General features: G+C 63.2%; 17 protein-coding genes, 1 tRNA gene and 1 pseudogene. 6 read left to right on the top strand and 13 right to left on the bottom strand.

The features are described from left to right. Positions 1-149 precede the first annotated feature (149 nt). Positions 150-458 (bottom strand): hypothetical protein, encoded by a 309-nt coding sequence (locus KR49_RS13775; RefSeq protein WP_156957101.1) that lies wholly within the window; start codon positions 456-458, stop codon positions 150-152. 668 nt (positions 459-1,126) lie between these two features. Further along, a tRNA-Thr gene (locus KR49_RS05080) sits at positions 1,127-1,199 on the bottom strand. 37 nt (positions 1,200-1,236) lie between these two features. Here KR49_RS05080 and KR49_RS13235 point away from each other — a divergent pair. Further along, positions 1,237-1,506: a DUF3493 domain-containing protein gene (locus KR49_RS13235; protein WP_156957248.1), complete on the top strand. Its 270-nt coding sequence runs from the start codon at positions 1,237-1,239 to the stop codon at positions 1,504-1,506. 117 nt (positions 1,507-1,623) lie between these two features. Here the strand turns inward: KR49_RS13235 and KR49_RS13515 are convergent. The 10 genes and pseudogenes from KR49_RS13515 to grrP all read right to left on the bottom strand — a co-directional run. After that, a pseudogene (locus tag KR49_RS13515) lies at positions 1,624-2,289 on the bottom strand (low-complexity tail membrane protein); the annotation flags it as partial. After that, positions 2,193-5,771: a translation initiation factor IF-2 gene (gene infB / locus KR49_RS05070; protein WP_043692422.1), complete on the bottom strand. Its 3,579-nt coding sequence runs from the start codon at positions 5,769-5,771 to the stop codon at positions 2,193-2,195. The gene infB and the pseudogene KR49_RS13515, both read right to left, overlap by 97 nt. Positions 5,772-5,840: 69 nt before the next feature. Next, entirely contained in the window at positions 5,841-6,119 is a 279-nt protein-coding gene (locus tag KR49_RS05065; protein WP_043692418.1) for a YlxR family protein, read from the bottom strand. After that, complete coding sequence (nusA, locus tag KR49_RS05060; RefSeq protein WP_043692415.1) at positions 6,116-7,585, bottom strand: transcription termination factor NusA; 1,470 nt, start codon at positions 7,583-7,585, stop codon at positions 6,116-6,118. The genes KR49_RS05065 and nusA overlap by 4 nt, the downstream gene beginning before the upstream one ends. Positions 7,586-7,616: 31 nt before the next feature. Beyond that, a complete protein-coding gene (gene rimP / locus KR49_RS05055; protein ID WP_043692411.1) occupies positions 7,617-8,084 on the bottom strand; it encodes a ribosome maturation factor RimP in 468 nt (155 codons plus the stop codon). Positions 8,085-8,192: 108 nt separating this feature from the next. Next, a complete protein-coding gene (locus KR49_RS05050; protein ID WP_253912824.1) occupies positions 8,193-8,450 on the bottom strand; it encodes a hypothetical protein in 258 nt (85 codons plus the stop codon). A gap of 59 nt (positions 8,451-8,509) precedes the next feature. After that, positions 8,510-8,977: a hypothetical protein gene (locus KR49_RS05045; RefSeq protein WP_043692401.1), complete on the bottom strand. Its 468-nt coding sequence runs from the start codon at positions 8,975-8,977 to the stop codon at positions 8,510-8,512. An 8-nt stretch (positions 8,978-8,985) separates the two neighbouring features. Further along, positions 8,986-10,170 carry a cyclophane-forming radical SAM/SPASM peptide maturase GrrM/OscB gene (grrM, locus tag KR49_RS05040; protein WP_371257657.1) on the bottom strand — a complete coding sequence of 395 codons (1,185 nt, stop codon included), beginning with the start codon at positions 10,168-10,170 and terminating at the stop codon, positions 8,986-8,988. Continuing rightward, positions 10,167-10,553 carry a GrrA/OscA1 family cyclophane-containing rSAM-modified RiPP gene (gene grrA / locus KR49_RS05035; protein WP_043692395.1) on the bottom strand — a complete coding sequence of 129 codons (387 nt, stop codon included), beginning with the start codon at positions 10,551-10,553 and terminating at the stop codon, positions 10,167-10,169. Before grrA ends, grrM begins: the two co-directional genes overlap by 4 nt. Positions 10,554-10,594: 41 nt before the next feature. Then, on the bottom strand, positions 10,595-11,461 hold the full coding sequence (grrP, locus tag KR49_RS05030; protein WP_043692392.1) for an extracellular substrate binding-like orphan protein GrrP: 867 nt from the start codon (positions 11,459-11,461) through the stop codon (positions 10,595-10,597). Between the two features lie 161 nt (positions 11,462-11,622). On the opposite strand from grrP, the gene KR49_RS05025 reads away from it, so the two are divergent. Together KR49_RS05025 and rpiA are read left to right on the top strand one after the other, a co-directional pair. After that, complete coding sequence (locus KR49_RS05025) at positions 11,623-12,711, top strand: trypsin-like peptidase domain-containing protein (RefSeq protein WP_084187963.1); 1,089 nt, start codon at positions 11,623-11,625, stop codon at positions 12,709-12,711. Between the two features lie 37 nt (positions 12,712-12,748). Continuing rightward, a complete protein-coding gene (rpiA, locus tag KR49_RS05020; protein WP_043692389.1) occupies positions 12,749-13,468 on the top strand; it encodes a ribose-5-phosphate isomerase RpiA in 720 nt (239 codons plus the stop codon). On the opposite strand, the gene hisD is transcribed toward rpiA, so the two are convergent. Beyond that, the gene (gene hisD / locus KR49_RS05015; RefSeq protein ID WP_043692386.1) at positions 13,461-14,774 is read right to left on the bottom strand and encodes a histidinol dehydrogenase; all 1,314 of its coding nucleotides are present in this window, start codon (positions 14,772-14,774) and stop codon (positions 13,461-13,463) included. The two genes, rpiA and hisD, sit on opposite strands and share 8 nt — an antisense overlap. A gap of 102 nt (positions 14,775-14,876) precedes the next feature. Here hisD and rpsT point away from each other — a divergent pair, with 102 nt between their 5' ends. From rpsT to rpoB, 3 genes are all read left to right on the top strand, one after another. Then, positions 14,877-15,173, top strand: a complete 297-nt coding sequence (gene rpsT, locus KR49_RS05010; protein WP_043692383.1) for a 30S ribosomal protein S20 — start codon at positions 14,877-14,879, stop codon at positions 15,171-15,173. A gap of 58 nt (positions 15,174-15,231) precedes the next feature. Continuing rightward, a complete protein-coding gene (locus KR49_RS05005; RefSeq protein WP_043692378.1) occupies positions 15,232-16,017 on the top strand; it encodes a TatD family hydrolase in 786 nt (261 codons plus the stop codon). A 287-nt stretch (positions 16,018-16,304) separates the two neighbouring features. After that, the gene (gene rpoB / locus KR49_RS05000; protein WP_043692375.1) at positions 16,305-19,598 is read left to right on the top strand and encodes a DNA-directed RNA polymerase subunit beta; all 3,294 of its coding nucleotides are present in this window, start codon (positions 16,305-16,307) and stop codon (positions 19,596-19,598) included. Positions 19,599-19,629 lie beyond the last annotated feature (31 nt).

Genomic DNA, 19,629 nt, shown 5'->3' with positions numbered 1-19,629 from the left:
ATTCCAATAAAACCAAGGAGTAGAGAATTGCTGGGCTGTCCCAATCGGCCGTTTCGGTATCGACAGTCATAATGATAGCCGATCGTTCATCATCAGCATTCAGCTTCTCGAGCCAATCGATCTTTCGTGATTGCATGAAAACCCTTGCCTTATCTATCATCCCGCATTCTGAAATAGCCAACCTTTCTTTCGATCGCTTCAAATTCAGAGACCTCTTCGGCATAAATCGCATTCGAACGCTTCAGGCATTTCTCACTGAAAAGCAGGGTTTGATCATCTAATTGATTTGGAACTACAACGTCAGAGGTGCTATCAGCAGGAGCAATAGAAGGCTCACTGAGTCTAGGTTCTCTGGCCTCTTCCATCAAAAAGAATGCTGCAGCAGTCAAAAGCAATAACGGGACTAAAAACGGAGATTTCAGGCCCACAGTCGCTGGACAGCCACGCACTTGTTCCAAGTATGCAGGGGCCCCTGCTTTGTCCTTGCGGGTTTTGTATTGCTTTCAGCCTCTCTGCTGTGGCATCAGACTTCCCCAGGTCTTCCACTCCGCCCACAGGCCACCGCTTGAAGGTGTCAGAGTCATTGGCGCGAAGTGCTGTGATGAGCTGTCCCAGAAGAGGCAGGGAGATGCGGGTTTCTTGGGTCATGGGTCAGACGTGACTGCCATAAGTGTTCCCCTGTGGATGGAGTGGAGAGATGCTATCCCTGTTGTCGTTGTTGCTAATTCTCTCACTCTTGCCTGTTTCTTCTTTGAAGGTACAGTCCATCAAAATGCAAGGAAACGAGATGAAAACAATGCAGAGAGTCTCTAACGTTGTTGCCTTCCCTGCCTTCTTCTTAGGTTCTGTCTCGGTCAGCATCTATCTCACCATCAACCTGTTCTTGAAGTTTGGTTGGTTGCTCTGCTTCTCCTTTATCGCCTTTCTTTCCTTAACTACGCTGCTCTATTGCGGTAAAAGAGCTGACACTTAAGGGCTTAAGTGGCTAGCTACCGACAGCGAATTCTTGAAGCTGTCAGGGACATTGGCTCGCAATCAGTGACCAGCTCATCCATCAGGAAAAAGCAGCGCAAAGAAAAACCCAGTTGCAGGAAGAAGTCCTCACCACAACGGGGTTTTATTGATAAGCCGATGACCTGACTTGAACAGGCGACCCACGCTTTACGAAAGCGTTGCTCTACCAGCTGAGCTACATCGGCGGACAATTCAATTTAACATTGGTACTTGAAGCGTGTAATGGCCTTGACCGACGAGCGGCCTACGGGAAAAGTTCTGGACCCGGAGTTGCGGGAGCGGTTGATCCGGGAATCACAGACCCCCTGGCGTGGGCTCCGGCGTGCCCTCTGGTTCGCTCTCTTCGCCTCGGCCGGGCTCGGGCTCTTCACCATGCTCTTCCGTCTCTCCGCCGGCAGTGCTGTCGAGCTCGGAGATGTCGGCATCCAGGGCGGGGCTCTGGTCCTCTTCGCCTCCCTGCTCTGGTTCGACCGCAGTCGCTCCAGGGACTGACTCGGGTTCTGGTTCTGGTTCTGGTTTTGGTTCCGGTTCCGGAGTTGGTCCTGGCGTTGGTTCTGGCGTGGCAGTGGGTTTCGGTGCCGCTTCCGGCCAGTCCAATGGGGCTAACTGCAGCAGCTGCAGTCCGAGGCTGCTGCGCTCGCTGTTGAGTTGCTCAGCTGAGTACGCAGCGGTTTCACCCGCCCCCATCAGCAGCAACAGCACGGCCTGAACAAGTTGCTGCAGCTGCCAGACGATCGTCGCCAGCAACGGCATGCTCAGCAGCAGGCAGAGCAATCGGGAGCTGCCGTTCAGCGGCGAGAACTCGCTGATCAGCCCCGCGGAGTCATCCAGCCACCACAGCAGCGGCAGCAGCAGCACGGCTGCTGCGATCAGGGGCACGGAGGATGCAGCCCCGCCCTGGCGGGCGCTCAGGGTCTGCTGATCCGGCGTGCGGCCACGGGTTGGGACGCGAACCAGCAGCAGGGATCCCCAGTCCGCCGGCTGACGCCAGAGGGCCACTGTCGGGGCAAGCACCGCGACGCCCCAGGTGAGCAGACGCTCCACCGACGGCACCGGGCCTGGATCCGCTCCCGCCAGTAGCAGACGGATCAGCAACAGCTCCAGGGGGATCACGCCGAGGGCGAGACACTGAAGCCAAAGCAGGGGCTCGCGGCGGGAACGCACGGCAGAGGGGAGCGTCAGGTGCTGAGTTTGCGGCGCTGGGTGACCATCTTGAAGGCTGAGATCCGGTCGCCGTCCTCCCAGTTGGCGAAGCGATCGCAACCGATTCCGCATTCGAAGCCGGTTGCCACCTCCTTGACGTCGTCCTTGTTGCGACGCAGCGAGTCGAGGTCTCCTTCGAAGACGATCTCCTTGCCGCGATGCACCCGCACCTTGCAGTTGCGCTGCAGCTTGCCGTTGGTGACATAGCAGCCGGCCACCGCGCTCTTGCCGATGGTGAACACTGCGCGCACCTCGGCTTCGCCGAGATCCTCCTCCACCAGCTCAGGATCCAGCAGACCTTCCATGGCCAGCTGGATGTCCTCCAGCAATTTGTAGATGACGTCGTAATCACGAACATCCACGCCGGAGGCGTCCGCCGCTTTCTTGGCACCGGAGGCCATCGAGGTGTTGAAGCCCACGATCACCGCACCGGAAGCCGCTGCCAGGTCAACGTCCGTTTCGGTGACCTCACCCGGAGCAGAGAGCAGCACCCGCACCTGAACCTCAGCTTTGGGCAGCTGTTCCAGGGAACCGAGGATCGCCTCGACACTGCCCTGGACATCGGCCTTGAGGATCAGATTGAGCTCCTTGAGCTCGCCCTCGGTGGCCTGTCCAGACATCGCCGTGAGCGACACACGGCGGGACGCCATCTGCTGTGCCAGACGGGTGGCACGGGCATCGGAGGCGCGATCGCCGACCACAGCACGCGCCGACTTCTCATCCGCGTAGACCTCGAACTCGTCGCCGGCGGTCGGCACTTCGCTGAAGCCAAGCGCCTCAACGGCATACGAAGGACCGGCCTCCTTCATGCGCTGGCCGCCGTCGTCGACCATGGCCCGCACCTTGCCCAGCACGGGGCCGGCCGCCAACACATCGCCGGTCCGCAGGGTGCCGTTCTGCACCAGCAGCGTGGCGACAGGGCCCTTGGCCTTGTCCAAGTGCGCCTCGATCACGGTGCCGCGAGCCATCCGTTCCGGATTGGCCTGCAGGTCTTCAACTTCCGTGACCAGCAGGATCATCTCCAGCAGCTTGTCGATGTTGTCGCCCTTGATGGCGCTCACCGGCACCATCACCACATCACCGCCCCACTCTTCAGCGAGCAGGTTCTGTTCGGAGAGCTCCTGCTTCACCCGATCGGGAGACGCCCCTTCCTTGTCGATCTTGTTGATCGCCACCACGATCGGCACCTCGGCGGCGCGGGCATGGCTGATGGCTTCCAGGGTCTGGGGGCGGACGCCGTCATCGGCTGCCACCACCAGAACAGCCACGTCGGTCACCTTCGTGCCACGGGCACGCATGGCGGTGAAGGCTTCGTGGCCGGGCGTGTCCAGGAAGGTGAGCTTCCGGGATTCGTTCTGGTGCTCGACCTCCACCTGGTAGGCACCGATGTGCTGGGTGATGCCGCCGGCCTCGCCCGCCGCCACCCGTGCCTTGCGGATCGCATCGAGCAGGCTGGTCTTGCCGTGGTCGACATGACCCATCACCGTGACCACCGGTGGGCGACGGATCAGGTGAGCGAGGTCGTCGTCCTCGATCATCTCCACCGTCTTCTTGGCGGCTTCCTCAACGTCGTCCTGGAGCACAGGCACGCCGAATTCCTCGGCCACCGTCTCGATCGTCGGCATGTCCAGGGTCTGGGTGACCGTGGCGATGATTCCTTTGAAGAAGAGGGATTTGATGATCTCCGAGCTCTCGACACTGAGCATGTCGGCGAGTTCCTGAACCGTGAGGTTGTCCTCCGGAACGATCAACATCTCCGGCCGCACCTGCTTGGCTTCGCGGGCGGCGCGAAGCTCCATCGCCCGGCGGCGCTGCCGCTGACGGGTGGTTTCCTTCTTGCGCTTCCGCATCGCCGCCATCGGCTTCGGTGCGGTTCGCTGATGGACCTTCGGCTTGGCGGGGCGGGCGAGGCTCGCGGAGAGCACCATCGCCTGCTGTTCTCCGGCGAAGCCACCGGTTTCCGCGGTCAGGGCATCATCGTTCTCGCCGATGATGTGCACCTTCTGGCGCTGTTTCTGAGGCGAACGGCTGCGCAGGGCCTCCAGCTTGGCGCTGTCGTCCCAGTCGGGTCGACCGGGTCGACGCTGACCGGGAGCTGCTCCGGGACGGAGTCCCGGACGGCGTGGCGCCGTGGGAGGTGTCGGCCGCGCCACCGGTGGGGTGGCCTGTTCGCCATCACCGGTTTTGGTCGGGGCGTCTGGACGCCGTGGCGGCGGTGTTGTCGGGCGACCATTCGGCTTCTGGAGCTGCATGAGCTCGCCGGGTGCCACAGGCTTTCGCATGCCACCCGGCATCCCCGGACGGATGGGAGGTGCCGGTCGGCCGGGGCCGCCGGCGCCGCGAGGACCGCCTGCGGTACTGCTGCCGTCACGGCGGATGGGCTTACCGACGAGTTCGAGGGTGCTGCCACCGCTGCGTGCCGGCGCTCCGGGGCGACTGGGGGCTCCCCCCGGTCGGGTGGGACGTGCTGGGGCACTGCCACTGGGGCGGCCAGGGCTGCCGGGCCGCTGGGGAGCTCCGGTTCCCGGTCGCTGGGGCATGGTGGGCCGCTGGCTGCCGGTTCCTGGCCCGCTACCGGCAGGACCTGCTGCACGGCGTGGCTGGGGTTTGCCCACCAGTTCCGGGCGGGGGGTCGGCCGGGAGGGCATGCCCGCCTTGGCGGGGGCACCGGGTTTGGCCGGTGCGCCGGGCCGCGGTGGAGCCCCCGGTCGGCTGGGGCTGCCGGGCCGCGCAACGATCTGAGGTTTCTGGCCCGGAGCTGGCGCCGGTCGGCCGGGGGTGGCTGCGGGGCGTGGTGCGGGCTTGGCGGCAGTCGGTTTCGGAGATGTCGGCTTCGGAGCTGTGGGAGTCGCCGCAGCCGGCCTGGCCGGAGCCTGGGCTGGTTTGGCCGGTGCCGGTTTGGCGGCGGCAGGGCGAGCCGGTGCGGGTGGCGAGGTCGGTCGCGGTGGCGGTGCTGCTGCCGCTGGCTTGGCCGCCTTGGCGGGGGGCATCACCTCGGGCTTGCTTACCACCTGAGGGCGCGCCGGTGCTGCCGGTTTGGCGGCGGCAGGACGGCTCGGAGCCGGTCGTGCCGGGGTGACCGGTGCTTCCGGCTTGGCACCGACCGGTTTGGTTGGTGTTGGTGGTCGTGACGGCGGGGCGGACGCACGGGCCGCTGAGGGTGCCGCTGGCTGTGCCACCGGAGCCGGCTTGCTCGCCAGCTGCGGCTTGGCTGGGGCCGGCTTGGTCGCTGATGCCACGTCCTGGGCCGGAGCCTGGGCGGGTTTGGCCGCTGCCGGTTTGGCGGGCGGAGCCGCTTTCTTGACCGAGAGAATCGCCTTGCCACCGGAGGGTTTCGCAGCAGCCGCCGACTTCGTCGGTGCTGCCGATTTCCCTGATCCCGCAGCGCCGTTTTTCAGCAGGTTGCGGATCTTTCCGGCTTCGTCATCACTGATCGAGCTGCTGTGGCTCTTGGCTGCGATCGAGAGCTTCTCAGCCGCATCCAGCACGTCCTTGTTCTCAAGGCCGAGGTCCTTGGACAGCTCATAAATTCTGACTTTGCCGCTGCTGGTCATTCAGTTGGAATCTCCTGTCGGGCCGGGCACGGAATGCCACGGTGGCCACACGCATGGCGGGGCCAATGGTCAGTTTGCCTCAGCGGATACACCAGTCCCGGGACTGAACCGCTCCTGCAGCACCGTGATCACCGCATCAGGCACCTGACAACGCAGGGCTTTCTGCAGTCGCTTGCGACGGCGTGCTTCCTCCAGACAGTCCTCCGTGGGACACAGGTAGGCCGAGCGACCCATGCCTGTGTCGAGAAGGACCCCATCCCTGTGGTCACGGACCACCCGCCAGAGTTGGCGGCGGTCCAGAAGCTGCCGGCAGGCCACGCAGCGACGCAGGATGGGACGCTCGTTCACCGGACGGCCTCACTCTCGGTCTCGGGGTCCTCGGCGGGGCTGTCCTGCATCGGGACCTCCTCGTCCGTCGGCATCGCGTCCTCCGCTGAAGGCTCCTCCTGCGCATACTCCTGCTGAGGAAGTTCCTCCTGAGGGAGTTCGTCCTGTGGAAGCTCCTCGACGTAGTCCTCCTCGTCCTCCGGAAGCGGATACAGCTCTCGCAGACGTGCATCCTCTTCAGCGCGGGCAGCCTGTTCCGCCGCCAGTCGTTCCTCGGCCTCCTGCTGAAGGGCCTCCTCCTGTTCCCGCTGCGTGATCAGCTCGGCCACCGTGGCGTCTTCGGTTTCCTGGTCGTATTCCGTGGAATTCTTGATGTCGATCTTCCACCCTGTCAGGCGTGCCGCCAGTCGGACGTTCTGCCCTTCCCGGCCGATGGCCAGACTGAGCTGATCGGGGGGCACCAGCACGTGGGCGTGCTGACCGACGGGATCCACCAGCCGCACCATCTCAACCCGAGCAGGACTCAGGGAGTTGGCGATGTACTGGCCCGGATCATGGGACCAGCGAATGACATCGATCTTCTCGCCGCGCAGCTCGTTCACCACCTGCTGAATCCTGGATCCGCGGGCACCGATGCAGGCCCCGACGGGATCCACCTCCCGCTCGATGCTGTCCACAGCCACTTTGGTGCGGGGGCCAACGGAGCGTGATGGCGGGTTGGCTTCCCTGGCCACGGCCACGATGCGGACGGATCCTTCCTGAATCTCCGGCACCTCGTTCTCGAAGAGGTACACCACCAGACCGGCATTGGAGCGGCTGACGAACAATTGCGGGCCGCGGCGGGGCACCTCGCTCACTTCCTTGAGGAACACCTTGAAGGTGGCGTTGGCGCGGTAGTTGTCGTTCGGGAGCTGATCGCGGCGGGGCAATTCGGCCTCCACCTCAGGGCGGCCCAGGCCTGAGCTCACCGCCATGATCACGGACTGCCGCTCGAAGCGGATCACCCGTGCCGTGAGCACCGGGTCTTCCAGATCCGCGAACTCCTCCTGGATCATGCGGCGCTGTTGATCGCGCAACTTCTGAGCCAGCACCTGCTTGGTGGTGGCAGCGGCCATGCGGCCGAAGTCGTCTTTCTCCGGAGTGACATCCAGCACCACGGTGTCACCCACCTGGGCATCGTCGGCCACCTGCATCACCTCGGCCAGGGCGATCTGGTGGTCTTCGCTTTCCACCTCGTCGACGATGATCTTGCTGGCCAGCACCCGGTAGCCCTCTTCTTCGAGGTCGAGGCCCACATCAAAATTGCTGAAGTACTCCTCTTCGAAGGGGTCTTCACTGATGCCCAGATAAAGCGTGCGTCGGTAGCGCTCGTAGCCCTTGAGCAGGGCTTCCCGCAGAGCGGCCTCCACTACCTGTGGCGGCAGCTTCTTCTCGTCGCTGATGTCGTCGATCAGGTTGCTGAGTCCGGGGAGAAGAACGAGAGCCATCGAAGAGGGTGAGGAAGACGGAAGGAGGGGGTCAGGCGCTTGGAGAGGTGAGTCGGACGCCGATCACCCGATCGCGGGAGATCCGTTTGATCCGTCCGCGGATATTGATCTGGAGCTCGTCATCGCTGCGCTCGAGAAGCAGACCATCCAGGCGCTGTTCAGAGTCGTCCTTGTCGCGGTGGATCACCTCCACGGGGAAGCCGCGGAAGGTCTGGAAGTCGCGATCTTCGATCAGCTGATCTCCGATACCGGGACTGCTGATCTCCAGAACATACGCCTCGGTGAGCAAGGTCGACGTCTCGAGGGCGTCTCCGAGGACTCCGCTGAATCCGGCGCAATCATCAAGACTGACGTCTGTTCCAGTGCTGTGACGGATCTGCACCTCCAGCGTCATGGGGCTCATGTGGGTGAGCATCTGAATCCCGCACAGCTCAAAACCTTGAGCTGCAGCGACCGATGAGGCCAGCGTCTCGAGATCGGGTAGAAGCGGGTGCGGCAAGGCGTTGATGGGTCAGGCGCAGGCCCGACGTGCATTCAGTTGTGACCTGGCTCCCGAAGGAGTTGCCCGCCGGACACCTCTTCAATGTATCCGACGACCCTCCGAACGTCAGCTCTTGGTCAAATCGATGCTCGGGGCATCGGGGAAGGCATCTCCCATTTGTTCAACCCCCCTGAGATCGGAGTCCTGGTTGATGCACTGACGTTGTTGATCAGGGGTTTTCAGGTACTGGCAGACCCGGCTCCAAAGCTTGCTGCGGGTTCCCTTCGGACCGTTGCTGAACTGCACGGAGTCCAACGCTCCGCCATTGGATTCAATCGACACCTGGCAGAGAGGGCAGCGAAGGATCTCAGGGGAGGCGGTCACAATTCGGGTGAGAACGACGTCGGGACACTAATCAGGGGCCTGTCTGCTGTGCTGGATGATCAGTCACAACCCTGGACGGAAATCCGGTAGCTGAATCCCGTGGCTGTCGGGTCGTCGTTAGCGCCGATCCGGAAGTTCACCTGGCTGATGCTCTTGCCTGCCACCTGTTGATAGGGGCCGAACATTCGGCCGGTTCCCACGGGGGGCTTGAGTTGTTCATCGGCCACCTTGAGGTTGCTGCCGTCGCTGAATTTGAGGAAGGCTTGGATGGGATAGCTGCTGGGATCGCTGGAGTCGGCGGTGAAAAACAGCTTGAAACTTCCATAGGGCCGATCCACCACAAAATCGGTGTTCCAGTTGGTGCGACCCACGGCTTTGCCAATCAGGCCCTTGGGACGCTCCACCTTCTTTTTCACGATCGTTTCCCCACCGCCAACCGGTTGGAGAAACGTGCAGGCCGCCTCTGCTCCGGCGGGAGTCAGCACCACAGATGCAGCGAGGCTGAGCAGGGAGATCAAACGAGGCATGGATCGCTTCAGTGGGTTGGTTGGGGGGTGAGTGGCGGCCCTGACTCAAATCGCTCCAGCAGCACCTGAACAGGAATCTGGGTGCCGAAGCGGCAGGCGTTGGTTTCGCTGGTGGCGAGGCTGCCGTGTTCCCAGAACTTGTTGCTGCCGTTGCCGCCGCCACAGAGGCCGAAGTACTCACAGCCTTTGTGGCAGGTCTCCACACCGCGGGTCATGTCCTCCAGCAGGCGCTGGAACTGGGCTGTCTGCGTGGACTCCACCAGGGAAAGCTCACGGAGGTTGCCCAGGTTGAAGGTGCCGTAGCGGTCGCTGGCGACCGAGAGCAGTTCCGGGTCAAAGGTGGAGAAGTTGCCCTGCCAGTCGACGCTGAGGATCGAGAACGGACGGTTGAGCTCGTTCTGCGTCATGCGCTGGTTGCCCTGGATCAGGGTGATCACCTGATCGAACTCCCTCAGAACCACCGGGTAGCCGTCCTGTTCACTCAGGCGCCAGAAGGCCCGCAGGAAATCGCGGTACTTGGCTTCCATGGCAACACCCTGCATGGAGGAGGAGGTGTTGATCCCTTCCTGTTCCTCCACGTTGAAGCCGACATCATTGATGCCGTTGTCGCGGAAGAAGCGGTACATCCGCTCCGGCTGTTCCATCGCATCGGCGGTCACCACGGAAATGCAGTGGAAGGGCACCTCATTGCGATGCAACGCCTCAATGCCTTTCATCGCCATGGCGTGGGAGCCGCGACCGTTGCGGAAGCGCCGATGGGAATCGTGGATGTCCTCCGGCCCATCCACGCTGATGCCCACCACGATGCGGTTGCGGCGGAAGCAGTCGCACCAGGCGTCGTTGATCAGGGTGGCGTTGGTCTGAACGTGCTGGGTGAACTCCAGCTCCTCGGCACCGTGCTCCTTCAAGCTGCGCTGAAGGATCGCTGTGGCCTGGTCGTACCAGCTCGTCGGCAGGGTGAGAGGCTCGCCCGCATGCCACACCAGAGAGAACTCAGGGCCGGCATACGGACTTTCCAGAATGCGACGCACCAGAAGCGGCAGCAGATCCAGGTCAAAGACCCGTTTCTTCTGCCGATCGGGCAGGTAGCAGTAGGAGCAGTCGAGGTTGCAGAGCGATGTGGACTGAACCACTACGAGGCCGATGGGCCCGAACCGGCTGAGGTCGGGCCCTGCTTCCGTGGTACTGATCACCAGTTGACGAAGCCGCCGCCACCGTTCTTCCAGCCGCCGCCGCCATTGCGCCAGCCACCGTGATAGCCGCCATTACCCCAGGTGTTGCGACTGTTGCCCCACTTGTTGCCGCCCTTGCCGTTCTTCCACTTACCGGATCCACGGCTGTTGCTGAACTTGTGGCCGCCACCGTTGCCCCATTTGCTCTTGGCGACGAGTTCACCCTCGACGTCGGAGGGATTCAGCAGGTTGCTCCAGTCGCCGGACCTGGCTGCCTCGATGCGAGTCTCGAGGCTGCTCTGCACCTCATCAGGAGCGTTGTAGGTCGAGCTGGCCTCAGCGGTCTGGCAGAGGATGGCGCTGGAGGCGAGCAGGGCCTGAAAAGCGAGCAGGGAGCGTTTCATGACAGAAGAAAAGTGGATGGATGAAGGAGTTGGGTGTTGGTTCAGCTGCCGGGGTCAACCGAAGTGGAGATTTCGGCTGTGGTGCTGAGAATCAGGCCGTACAACGATTTGATCGCTTGCTGGGTGAGGCCGACGTTGCTGTCGGGACCGATCCAGCGGTCGATCATTCGACGGGTGCCTGCGTCTCCGTCCATGTAGGCCTGCATCATCTGGCCGATTGCCACGTTGGTGGAAGACAGCAGCTTGCCGTTCTTCTGGTTCACGATGCAGCCGATGCCGGATCGTGCATAGGGGCGGAAAGGAAGCAGAGCGCTCTCGTTCGGGCTGCTGTTGGCAGCCAGCCACAGGGTCCCGCCACCGAGGATTGGAACTTCACCTTTGTTGTAGGCATCGAGTGCCTCATCAGGTCTCTTGAAGGTTTTGAGCGTCACGCCTGGAGCCACGCTTTTCAGCACATTCGCCGCAGGGGTGTCTTGCACCACTCCGACGGTCTGTCCCTTCAACGAGTCCGGTGTCCCATCGACGGTGGTGTCGAAGGCCGTGAGAAGTCGTGTGCCCCCGATGGCGAAGGGCAGGCTGTAGCTCAACTGGGTTGCTCGACCCCAGGTGAAGGCCACACCGCAGGCGATGTCAGCTTTGCCGCTGATCACCGCACCGACGCCGTCCTTCACCGAGGAGGCCACGCGATAGCTGACGTTTCGTCTCCTGGCCTGGATCCGGATCTGCTCGAGGATGTCCACGCCGAGCCCTTCGTAACCGCCGTCGGTCTTCCGGTAGAGGGGGTTGACCTCCTCGAAGATCACAGCTTTGAGCGTTGTGCTCTCCGCTTTCGCTGTTGGCGAGAAGGCCAAGGGAGCAACCATCGCGAGCATGGCCGCCGCTGGTGCCAGGGCCGTTAAAGCACGCATGCAGACACATCGACTGAATTCTTCTTTAGCGAGAGTCGCTGCATCTGGCAGTCATCCGGCCGCCGGCTTGACGATTCACGCTCGATTTGGATCAACGTCACCCCGTCGCGAACTCGGATAGAACACCCCACAGTGATGGGCCTCGATTCCTGAGCTCCTTGATGCGGCAGGTTCTGACTTTCCTTCTGGCTGTCGTGCCGTTCCTGTGGATGGCGCCTCAAGCTCCGGCCCTCGAGCACAGCTTTGTGGCCCGAGCTGTGGAGAAGGTTGCTCCTGCGGTGGTTCGGATCGACACCGAACGTGCCGTGGAGCGGCAGCCCTTTGATCCAACCCTGATCGACCCGTTGCTGCGAGATCTGCTCGGCGACCCGCCGCTCGGTCAGGAGCGGGAGCGGGGTCAGGGCTCCGGGGTGGTGATCGATCCCGATGGACTCGTGCTCACCAACGCTCATGTCGTGGAGCGTGTCGACACGGTGAGCGTCACCCTGGCTGATGGGCGGCAGCTGGATGGTCAGGTGGTGGGCACCGATTCCGTCACCGATCTGGCTCTGGTCCGGCTGCAGGGGCATGACCTGCCCCCGAAGGCTCCCCTGGGTGATTCGGAAATCATGCAGGTCGGTGACTGGGCGATTGCGCTCGGGACCCCGTTCGGTCTTGAACGCACGGTGACCCTTGGCATCGTCAGCAGTCTTCACCGCAACATCAACAGCCTTGGTTTCGCCGATAAGCGACTGGATCTGGTTCAGACCGATGCCGCGATCAACCCCGGCAACTCCGGGGGCCCGCTGGTGAATGGGGAGGGAGACGTGATCGGTATCAACACCCTGGTCCGCTCAGGCCCGGGTGCCGGGCTCGGCTTTGCGATCCCGATCAACCTGGCCCGCCGTGTTGCCGATCAGCTCGAGCAGCAGGGCGAGGTTGTTCATCCCTACATCGGTTTGCAGCTGGTGGCTCTCACGCCACGCATGGCCAGGGATCACAACCGCGATCCCAATGCCCTGGTGCAGCTGCCTGAACGCAGTGGCGCCCTTGTCCAGAGCGTGATGCCCGATGGCCCGTCGGATCGGGCCGGGCTGCGTCGCGGCGATCTGGTCATCGCCGTCGACGATCGGCCGGTACCGGATCCTCAGGCGCTGCTCGAGGTGGTTGATGCGGCCAGCCTGGGAACACCCCTGCCCTTGAAGCTGCTACGTAACGGCCGGGAGCTCACCTTGTCTGTCAAGCCAGCGCCGCTGTCGGAACTCGCCTGAAACCCTTGCTACGGTCGCGTCCTCAAGTTTCGGCTCGATGGCGGATCTCCAGACCCAGATGAAGCAGGCGGTGGCCGACGCTGCCGTTCAGCAGATCCGGGACGGCATGGTGCTCGGTCTGGGTTCCGGATCCACGGCGGCTCTGATGATCAAGGCGCTGGGCGCCAAGCTGGCCAGCGGCGAACTCAAGGACATCGTCGCCGTCACCACCTCGTTTCAGGGAGAGGTGCTGGCGGCTGAGCTGAACATTCCCCTGCTCAGCCTGAATGCGGTGCAACGCATCGATCTGGCCATCGATGGTGCCGATGAAGTGGATCCCGGTTTTCAGCTGATCAAGGGCGGTGGAGCCTGCCACGTGCAGGAGAAGCTGGTGGCTGCCAGAGCCGAGACGTTCGTGGTGGTGGTGGATTCCACCAAACTGGTGGACCGTCTCAACCTCGGTTTTCTGCTTCCGGTGGAGGTTCTGCCCGGTGCCTGGCGTCAGGTGCAGCAGCAGTTGGCGTCGATGGGAGGAAGCGCTGAGCTGCGGATGGCGCAGCGCAAGGCCGGTCCGGTGGTCACCGATCAGGGCAATCTCGTTCTCGATGTCCGCATGGATGGCGGCATTGCGGATCCCGTCGAGCTGGAACGCGCTGTTAACAACATTCCCGGCGTGCTCGAGAACGGCCTGTTCGTCAACCTGGCCGACGAGGTCCTCGTGGGTGAAATCACCGATGGCACAGCTGGTGTGCGCAGTCTGGAGAAGCGCCTCAGCTGAGGCGCCTCCTCACCGAGTCGGCGTGGCTGTGAAGGCCTTCGCTCACGGCCAGCTCCTGAACCGCTGAAGCCGTCGCCTCCAGGGCGGCCTTGTTGAACCCGATCAGAGAGGTGTGGCGCATGAAGGTCTCCACACTCAGTGCACCGCTGAAGCGGGCTGCACCGCAGGTGGGCAGCGTGTGGTTCGGACCGGCGAGATAGTCGCCCACGGCTTCGGGGGACCAGGGCCCAAGAAAGATCGCTCCGGCATGGTGGATGCGATCGGCCAGAGGTTCCGGTCGCTCCACGAGCAGCTCGAGATGCTCCGGCGCGAACCCGTCGCTGAGCCGCGCGCAGGTTTCCAGGTCATCGCAGACCACCACCAGCCCCCAGTTGCCCAGGGAGGCTTCGCAGATCTCCCGGCGGGGGTGCCCCTCGAGCTGGCGTGCGATCTCGTCTCCGATCGTCTCGGCCAGAGCTGCGTTGGTGGTGATCAGAACGGCGGCCGCGAGGGGGTCGTGCTCCGCCTGGGCCAGCAGATCCGCAGCCACCTGCGACGGCACCGCGCTCTGGTCGGCGATCACCAGCACTTCGCTGGGTCCTGCCAGGGAATCGATGCCCACCTGGCCGTAGACGGCTTGCTTGGCCAGGGTCACGTACAGATTCCCGGGGCCGCTGATCACATCCACTTTCGGCACGCTTTCGGTGCCGTAAGCCATGGCGGCCACAGCCTGGGCGCCGCCGATCCGCATCACGGTGCGCACGCCGCTGAGGTGTGCTGCGGCGAGAACCACCGGGTTCACCTGACCGTCGGGTCCCGCCGGCGAACAGATCACGATGTCGTTCACACCGGCGACCTTCGCCGGGACGGCGTTCATCAGAACCGTGCTCGGGTAAGCCGCCCGACCCCCTGGCACATAGAGCCCGGCGCGTTCCACGGGTCGCCAGCGTCGACCGAGCTTCTCGCCATGCACTCCCGTGACGGCGATGTCCTGCGGGCGCTGCCGTTGGTGGAATTCCTGAATGCGACGGTGTGCCAGATCGAGGGCATCGCGCAGGTTCTCCGGCAGCTCCTGCCAGGCGCGGCCCAGATCGTCCTTCGGCACCGCGATCGGAACGGGGCGAAAGCGGTCGAAGCGTTCGGTGTACTCAGCAACGGCGGCATCTCCGCGCTGGCGGACATCCTCGAGGATTCCGTCCACCAGAGAGCGGGCCTGCTGCTGACTGCTGCTGACGTTGCGGCTCGCCACGCGAGCCAGCTCCTGCCGGGCCTGCTCCGGGTCCTGCAGAACACGCAGGGGGAAGGGTGCCGGACGGCTCTCAGGCAAGGCTGGATCTCAATGCGCGCAGATCAAACTAGAACCCCATTCCGTGTTGGCTGTGCCTGCCGGAGAGTATGTTGTTGGATTGTTCGCGACTTCTGCGCCTCAGTGGCCAATAACAACTCATCAAAGAAGCGGATTGAGATCGCCGAGCGCAACCGTCTGCGCAACCGCACCTACAAATCCTCGCTGCGCACTCTGATGAAGCGGTGCTTCAACGCCTGTGATGCCTACAGCACTGCGCCTGGCGACGATGCCAAGGCCAGCGTGCAGGAGTCGATGCGTGCTGCCTTCAGCAGGATCGACAAGGCCGTGAAGGTGGGTGTGCTGCACCGCAATAACGGTGCCAACCAGAAATCCAGAATCAGCGCTGCGGTCCGCAAGGTGCTCGAGCCGGCCAACTGAGCGTCATCACCCTCTTCGGAGACCGGCAGAATGGAGCTGAAAGCGAGATTCAGCTCCTTTGTCTTCCCCGACGCTGATTGACAGTCACTGCCACATCGTCTTCCGGAACTTCGATGAGGATCTGGATGAGGTGGCGGCACGTTGGCGTGAAGCCGGTGTCGGCGCTCTGCTGCACGCCTGCGTCGAGCCGGCTGAAATCCCAGCGATCCGAGCCCTGGCCGATCGTTTCCCGGAGATGCGCTACTCGGTGGGTGTCCATCCCCTGGATACCGAGCACTGGGGCGGCGACACGGTGTCGACCCTGCGCCGAGCCGCCCTTGAGGACGATCGTGTGGTGGCGATCGGCGAACTCGGACTTGATCTGTTCCGGGACAAGAACCTCGAGGAACAGCTGAAGGTGCTGCGCCCGCAGCTGGATCTGGCGGTCGAGCTGGATCTGCCTGTGATCATTCACTGCCGCGATGCGGCCGAACCGATGCTGGCGGAACTGCGAGGCCGCCAGAGCGAGGGGCGCTGCCCTGCCGGGGTGATGCACTGCTGGGGGGGAACGCCCGAAGAGATGCATGGGTTTCTGGATCTGGGCTTTCATATCAGCTTCAGCGGCACGGTGACCTTCCCCAAGGCCGTTCCGACCCACGACTGTGCCCGCCAGGTTCCTGAAGACCGTTTTCTGGTGGAAACCGATTGCCCGTTCCTGGCGCCGGTGCCCCGTCGCGGCAAACGCAATGAGCCCGCATTCGTGGCGGCTGTCGCGGCTCGGGTCGCCGAGTTGCGAGGCGTCGACCTGGAGGTCGTGGCGGCCCAGAGCACGGCGAACGCCCGCCGGTTGTTTGGCCTTCCCTGACAGACCGAAGCTGTTTCGTGACGCAGGCCCCCCGATATGTAAGATGTTGTATTGGCCTGGTCAGGGAGCGGCTTGCCGTCTCCACCGACCCCGAAGCGTCCATTTCCCTTCCGGTGAACTTGTCGTCGTCAGCTGATCTGACCCGCGATCTCTGAGCTCAACTGCGGCGCTGTCGGCCCTCTGCGGAGGGGCGGCAGCCGCCGCTTTTGCTGTCTCGGATTGCTTGTTGTCTGCTGCGACGGTCTGTCCAGGCCTCTTGTCCATTCGTCCTCTCTGCCGGTCCCCGCATGAGCAGCAGCGCGATTCAGGTCGCCAAGACCGCCACCTACCTCCCTGATCTGGTGGAGGTGCAGCGGGCCAGCTTCAAGTGGTTTCTGGATCAGGGACTGATCGAGGAGCTTGAGAGCTTCTCTCCCATCACGGATTACACCGGCAAGCTGGAGCTGCATTTCATCGGCAGCGAGTACCGCCTGAAGCGCCCCCGCCATGACGTGGAAGAGGCGAAGCGTCGCGATGCGACCTTTGCCTCACAGATGTATGTCACCTGCCGCCTGGTCAACAAAGAGACCGGCGAGATCAAGGAGCAGGAGGTGTTCATCGGCGAACTGCCGTTGATGACCGAACGCGGCACGTTCATCATCAACGGCGCCGAGCGGGTGATCGTTAATCAGATCGTGCGCAGTCCGGGTGTCTATTTCAAGGATGAAATGGACAAGAACGGCCGCCGTACCTACAACGCCAGCGTCATTCCCAACCGTGGTGCCTGGCTGAAGTTCGAAACTGATAAGAACGATCTGCTGCACGTTCGTGTTGACAAGACTCGCAAGATCAACGCCCACGTGCTGATGCGTGCGATGGGGCTGTCGGATAACGACGTTCTCGACAAACTGCGTCACCCCGAGGCTTACAAGAAGTCCATCGATGCCGCGAATGATGAGGGCATCAGTTCCGAGGATCAGGCACTCCTCGAGCTCTACAAGAAGCTGCGTCCCGGTGAACCGCCGTCCGTCAGTGGTGGTCAGCAGCTGTTGCAGACCCGCTTCTTCGACCCCAAGCGCTACGACCTCGGCCGGGTCGGCCGCTACAAGATCAACAAGAAGCTGCGTCTCACCATCCCCGACACGGTGCGCACCCTCACACATGAGGATGTGCTCTCCACCCTCGACTACCTGATCAACCTCGGGCTGGATGTCGGCGGCGCCGTGCTCGATGACATTGATCACCTCGGGAACCGCCGCGTCCGCTCCGTTGGAGAGCTCCTCCAGAACCAGGTCCGGGTCGGACTCAACCGCCTGGAGCGGATCATCAAGGAGCGGATGACCGTCGGCGAGACCGATTCGCTCACCCCCGCCCAGCTGGTGAACCCCAAGCCGCTGGTGGCGGCGATCAAGGAGTTCTTCGGCTCCAGCCAGCTGAGCCAGTTCATGGATCAGACGAATCCGCTGGCTGAGCTGACGCACAAACGACGCATTTCCGCCCTTGGACCCGGCGGTCTGACCCGTGAGCGGGCCGGCTTCGCCGTTCGCGACATTCACCCCTCCCACTACGGCCGTCTTTGCCCGATCGAGACGCCGGAAGGGCCGAATGCCGGACTGATCAACTCCCTGGCCACCCACGCCCGGGTGAACGAGTACGGCTTCATCGAAACCCCCTTCTGGCGGGTTGAGAACGGTGTCGTGCGCAAGGACGGCGATCCCATCTACCTTTCCGCCGACCGGGAAGATGAGGTGCGCGTCGCGCCTGGTGACGTGGCCACCGACGACGACGGCCGGATCAAGGCCGATCTGATCCCGGTGCGCTACCGCCAGGACTTCGAGAAAGTTCCGCCGGAGCAGGTCGACTACGTCGCCCTTTCACCGGTGCAGGTGATCTCGGTTGCTGCCTCGCTGATTCCGTTCCTGGAGCACGACGACGCCAACCGCGCCCTGATGGGATCCAACATGCAGCGTCAGGCCGTGCCGCTGCTGCGTCCTGAGCGGGCCCTGGTGGGAACCGGTCTGGAGACCCAGGTGGCCCGTGACTCCGGCATGGTGCCGATCTCCCGGGTCAACGGAACGGTCACCTTCGTCGACGCCACCGCGATCGTGGTGCAGGACGAGGATGGCAACGACCACAACCACTTCCTCCAGAAGTATCAGCGCTCCAACCAGGACACCTGTCTCAACCACCGTCCGATCGTCCGCTGCGGTGATCAGGTGATCGTCGGGCAGGTGCTGGCGGATGGTTCCGCCTGTGAGGGCGGTGAGATCGCCCTCGGTCAGAACGTCCTGATCGCCTACATGCCCTGGGAGGGATACAACTTCGAAGACGCGCTGCTCGTCAGCGAGCGTCTGGTCACCGACGACCTGTACACCTCGGTGCACATCGAGAAGTACGAGATCGAGGCCCGTCAGACGAAGCTCGGACCGGAAGAGATCACCAGGGAGATCCCCAACGTTGCCGAGGAGAGCCTGGGCAATCTCGATGAGATGGGCATCATCCGGGTTGGAGCCTTCGTTGAGAGCGGCGACATCCTGGTCGGCAAGGTCACTCCGAAAGGGGAATCCGATCAGCCTCCGGAAGAGAAGCTGCTGCGCGCGATCTTCGGCGAGAAGGCCCGTGATGTGCGCGACAACTCTCTGCGGGTGCCGGGCACCGAGCGCGGCCGCGTTGTGGATGTGCGGATCTACACCCGCGAGCAGGGCGATGAGCTTCCGCCCGGCGCCAACATGGTGGTGAGGGTCTATGTGGCGCAGCGCCGCAAGATCCAGGTGGGCGACAAGATGGCCGGCCGCCACGGCAACAAGGGCATCATCAGCCGCATCCTTCCCCGGGAGGACATGCCTTACCTGCCGGATGGCACCCCGGTTGACATCTGCCTCAACCCTCTGGGTGTGCCCAGCCGCATGAATGTGGGCCAGGTGTTCGAGCTGTTGATGGGCTGGGCCGCGTCCAATCTCGACTGCCGGGTGCGCGTGGTGCCCTTCGATGAGATGCACGGTGCTGAGATGTCTCAGCAAACCTGCGAAGCCTTCCTGAAGGAGGCCGCCAAGCAACCCGGAAAAGACTGGGTCTATGCCCCCGATGATCCCGGCAAGCTCGTGCTGCGGGATGGCCGCACCGGTCTTCCCTTCGATCAGCCTGTGGCTGTGGGCTATTCCCACTTCCTCAAGCTGGTGCACCTCGTGGACGACAAGATCCACGCCCGCTCCACCGGCCCCTACTCCCTGGTCACGCAGCAACCCCTGGGCGGCAAGGCTCAGCAGGGTGGTCAGCGTCTGGGCGAGATGGAGGTGTGGGCTCTGGAGGCCTACGGCGCCGCTTACACCCTCCAGGAACTGCTCACCGTCAAGTCCGACGACATGCAGGGTCGCAACGAGGCGCTCAACGCGATCGTCAAAGGCAAGCCGATTCCCCGTCCCGGCACGCCGGAGTCGTTCAAGGTGCTGATGCGCGAGCTTCAGTCGCTCGGCCTAGACATCGCGGTGTACACCGATGAAGGCAAGGAGGTGGATCTGATGCAGGACGTGAACCCGCGTCGCAGCACACCGAGCCGCCCGACCTACGAATCCCTCGGCGTCGCGGATTACGACGAGGACTGACGGACCGACCTGATCAAACCGACTGACAGCC

The sequence above is a fragment of the Synechococcus sp. KORDI-49 genome (assembly GCF_000737575.1).
GTDB lineage: Bacteria > Cyanobacteriota > Cyanobacteriia > PCC-6307 > Cyanobiaceae > Parasynechococcus.
Note: the sequence above shows the minus strand (reverse complement) of the source record. Positions and strands in the feature narration are given on the sequence as shown.